The sequence below is a fragment of the Corynebacterium sp. genome (genome assembly GCF_012837295.1).
Lineage (GTDB): Bacteria > Actinomycetota > Actinomycetes > Mycobacteriales > Mycobacteriaceae > Corynebacterium.
The window spans coordinates 1-3,251 of the sequence record NZ_DURI01000319.1 but is presented as its reverse complement, the minus strand read 5'-3'; the positions used below and the strand labels follow the sequence as shown (position 1 = coordinate 3,251).

Below are 3,251 nucleotides of genomic sequence, written 5' to 3'. Positions count from 1 at the left end.
GGTGGCCCGCCGCGGCGACGCGGGCGTTGAGCTCGCGGGCGTCGTCCACCGCGATGGTCGACGAATCGATGAACAGCGCGCCGCCGGGGGCGGCGGGCAGCAGCTCGTCGTAGACCGCGCCGACGATCTTGCCGTTGGGCAGCATCGTGACCACGGCGTCGGCGGCGGTCACCGCGTCGACTGCGTTGTCGTGGACGGTGACGCCGGCGTCGGCCGCCGTCTGGCGGGCCTCCGGCGACGGGTCGGAACCGTGGACGGTCAAACCGGCCTTGGCCAGGTTCGCGGCCATCGGGCCGCCCATGTTGCCCAGGCCGATGACGGCCACGGTGCGGATGTCGGTGGTGCTCATCTGGTGTTTCGCTCCTCGATGGTGGGGTGGGTCGTCGTCAAGCCGGTAATCAGAAGGTCAGGGCGCCCTTGGCGGCGGCGCGGCCGATCATCATGCGCATGATCTCGTTGGTGCCTTCGAGGATGCGCATGACGCGCAGGTCGCGGACGATGCGCTCGACGTCGTACTCCTCCAGGTAGCCGTAGCCGCCGTGGAGCTGCAGGGCCTCGTCAGCGATGTGGAAGCAGGTCTCGGTGACGTGCAGCTTCGCCATCGCGCAGGCCTCCGGGTAGCCCGGGGCCTTCGAGTCGAGGGCGTCGGCGGCGTGCGAGAGCATGAGGCGCGAGGACTGCAGGCCGGCGGCCATGTCCGCGATGCGGTGGCGCAGGGCGTCGTTGTCGATGAGGGTGCCGCCGAAGGCCTTGCGGTCCTTCAGGTAGGACACCGCGCGGCCGAACGCGAACTCCGCGCCGCCCAGGGCGCAGGCCGCGATGTTGATGCGGCCGCCGTTGAGGCCGCGCATGGCCATGGTGAAGCCCTTGCCCAGGCCCTCCTCGCCGCCGATGAGGCGGTCGGCCGGGACGCGCACGCCGTCGAACATGACCTGCGCCGTCGGCTGGTTGCGCCAGCCCATCTTCTTCTCGTTCGGGCCGAAGGACAGGCCCGGGGTGCCCTTGTCCACCAGGAACGCGGAGATGCCCTTGGCGCCCTCGGCGCCCGTGCGGGCCATGACCAGGTAGACGTCGGAGGCGCCGGCACCGGAGATGAACTGCTTGACGCCGTCGAGCACCCACTCGTCGCCGTCCTTGACCGCGCGGGTCGACAGCGCCGCCGCGTCGGAGCCGGCGTCCGGCTCGGTCAGGCAGTAGGAGCCCATGATCTCCATCGCCGCGAGCTTCGGGATGAACTCGGCGCGCTGCTCCTCCGTGCCGAACTCGTCGACCATCCACGTGACCATGTTGTGGATGGACAGGAACGCCGAGGTCACCGGGCAGCCGCGGGCGATGCGGTTGAACACCACGACGCCGTCGGAGCGGGTCAGGCCCGTGCCGCCGTGGTCCTCGGAGCAGTACAGCGCGCCGACGCCGAGCTCGGCGAGGCCGCGCATCTCGTCGACGGGGAAATGGTGGTTCGCGTCCCACTCGGCGGCGTTGGGCGCGATGTGCTTGGCCACGTACGCGTCGATGGTGTCGGCGAGCATCTTCTGGTCTTCGGTGATCCAGGTCATGGGTTTCTTCCTGATCTTCCTGTGATTCCTGCTGGGTGTGCGCGGTCGGCCGGATGCGGGCTAGGAGCCCAGGACCGGCATGTTGAAGGACGCGCCCTCGCGCGGGCCCTTCGGCCAGGTGGTGGTGATGGTCTTGGTGCGGGTGTAGAAGCGGAAGGCGTCCGGGCCGTGCTGGTTGAGGTCGCCGAAGCCGGAGCGCTTCCAGCCGCCGAAGGTGTGGAAGGCCACCGGGACCGGGATCGGCACGTTGACGCCGACCATGCCGACCTCGACGCGGGAGGCGAAGTCGCGGGCGGCGTCGCCGTCGCGGGTGAAGATGGCCACGCCGTTGCCGTACTCGTGCTCGTTCGGCAGGGCGAGGGCCTCCTCGTAGTCCTTGGCGCGGGCGATGCACAGGACGGGGCCGAAGATCTCCTCGTCGTAGCAGCGCATGCCCGGCTTCACGTCGTCGATCAGCGACGGGCCGATGAACAGGCCGTCGGCGAGCGACTCGCCCTCGAACTCGTCGTCGGTGGCGCCGACGTCGCGGCCGTCGATGACCAGGGTCGCGCCCTCGCCCTCGGCGGAGCCGACGATGTCGCGGACTCGCTCGAGGGCCTGCGGGGTGATCAGCGGGCCGTAGGAGGCGTCCGGGTCGAGCGAGTGGCCGACCTTGAGGTCCTTGATGCGCTCGACCAGGGCGTCGCGCAGGGCGTCGGCGACCTCGTCGCCGATCGGCACGGCCACGGAGATGGCCATGCAGCGCTCGCCGGCGGAGCCGTACGCTGCGCCGATGAGCGCATCGACGACGCGGTCGAGGTCGGCGTCCGGCATGATGATCATGTGGTTCTTGGCGCCGCCGAAGCACTGGGCGCGCTTGCCCAGCTTGGCGGAGGTGACGTAGACGTGCTCGGCGACGGGGGTCGAGCCGACGAAGCCGATGGCCTTGACGTCGGGGTGCTCGAGCAGGCCGTTGACGGCGTCGTGGGCGCCGTGGACGACGTTGAGCACGCCGGCCGGGCCGCCGGCCTCGAGGAAGAGCTTGGCCAGGGTGACCGGCACGGAGGGGTCCTGCTCGGAGGGCTTGAGGATGAACGCGTTGCCCGCGGCCAGCGCCGGGCCGGCCTTCCACAGGGGGATCATGGCGGGGAAGTTGAACGGGGTGATGCCGGCGACGACGCCGAGCGGCTGGCGGACGGAGTGGACGTCGACGCCGGTGCCGACGGACTCGGAGAACTCGCCCTTGAGCAGGTGCGGGGCGCCGAGGGAGAACTCGACGACCTCGAGGCCGCGCTGCAGGTCGCCGTGGGCGTCGGCGAAGGTCTTGCCGTGCTCGAGCGACAGGTCGCGGGCGATGTCGTCGGCGTTGGCGCGGATGAGGCGGATCCACTCGTTGAGGACGCGGGTGCGCTTGAGCGGGCTGAACGCGCCCCACTCCTTCTGCGCCTCCTTGGCGTTGGCCACGGCGCGGTCGACGAGCGCCTGGTCGGCCAGCCCGACGGTGCCGCGGACGGCGCCGGTCGAGGGGATGGTGACGTCCATGGTGGCGCCGTCGGCGTGGACTTCTTCGCCGCCGATGATGTGGGGGATGCGGATGCTCATGCCAGATGTTCCCTTCGTCGCGGGCGCTCGCCCGTCGCGTTTCGGTTAATGATCACTAACTGAGAACGTATGTGACGGCCGTCACGAAATCTAGCCGGGGGCAAAAGTAATCCG

The 3,251-nt window shown here is 70.3% G+C and carries 3 protein-coding genes; all 3 read right to left on the bottom strand.

Annotation, left to right across the window (positions count from 1 at the left end; translation table 11 throughout):
* The coding region (locus tag GX015_RS10455) for an NAD(P)-binding domain-containing protein (RefSeq protein WP_291344977.1) at positions 1 to 334 on the bottom strand (334 nt) is incomplete at its 3' end.
* 64 nt (positions 335 to 398) lie between these two features.
* The gene (locus tag GX015_RS10450; protein ID WP_291344976.1) at positions 399 to 1,556 is read right to left on the bottom strand and encodes an acyl-CoA dehydrogenase family protein; all 1,158 of its coding nucleotides are present in this window, start codon (positions 1,554 to 1,556) and stop codon (positions 399 to 401) included.
* A gap of 60 nt (positions 1,557 to 1,616) precedes the next feature.
* Positions 1,617 to 3,137 carry a CoA-acylating methylmalonate-semialdehyde dehydrogenase gene (locus GX015_RS10445; protein ID WP_291344975.1) on the bottom strand — a complete coding sequence of 507 codons (1,521 nt, stop codon included), beginning with the start codon at positions 3,135 to 3,137 and terminating at the stop codon, positions 1,617 to 1,619.
* Positions 3,138 to 3,251: the final 114 nt, after the last annotated feature.

Excerpts from the sequence above, each read along its gene's own strand:
- GX015_RS10450 (WP_291344976.1), bottom strand. The coding sequence starts at position 1,556 with ATGACCTGGATCACCGAAGACCAGAAGATGCTCGCCGACACCATCGAC.
- GX015_RS10445 (WP_291344975.1), bottom strand. The coding sequence starts at position 3,137 with ATGAGCATCCGCATCCCCCACATCATCGGCGGCGAAGAAGTCCACGCC.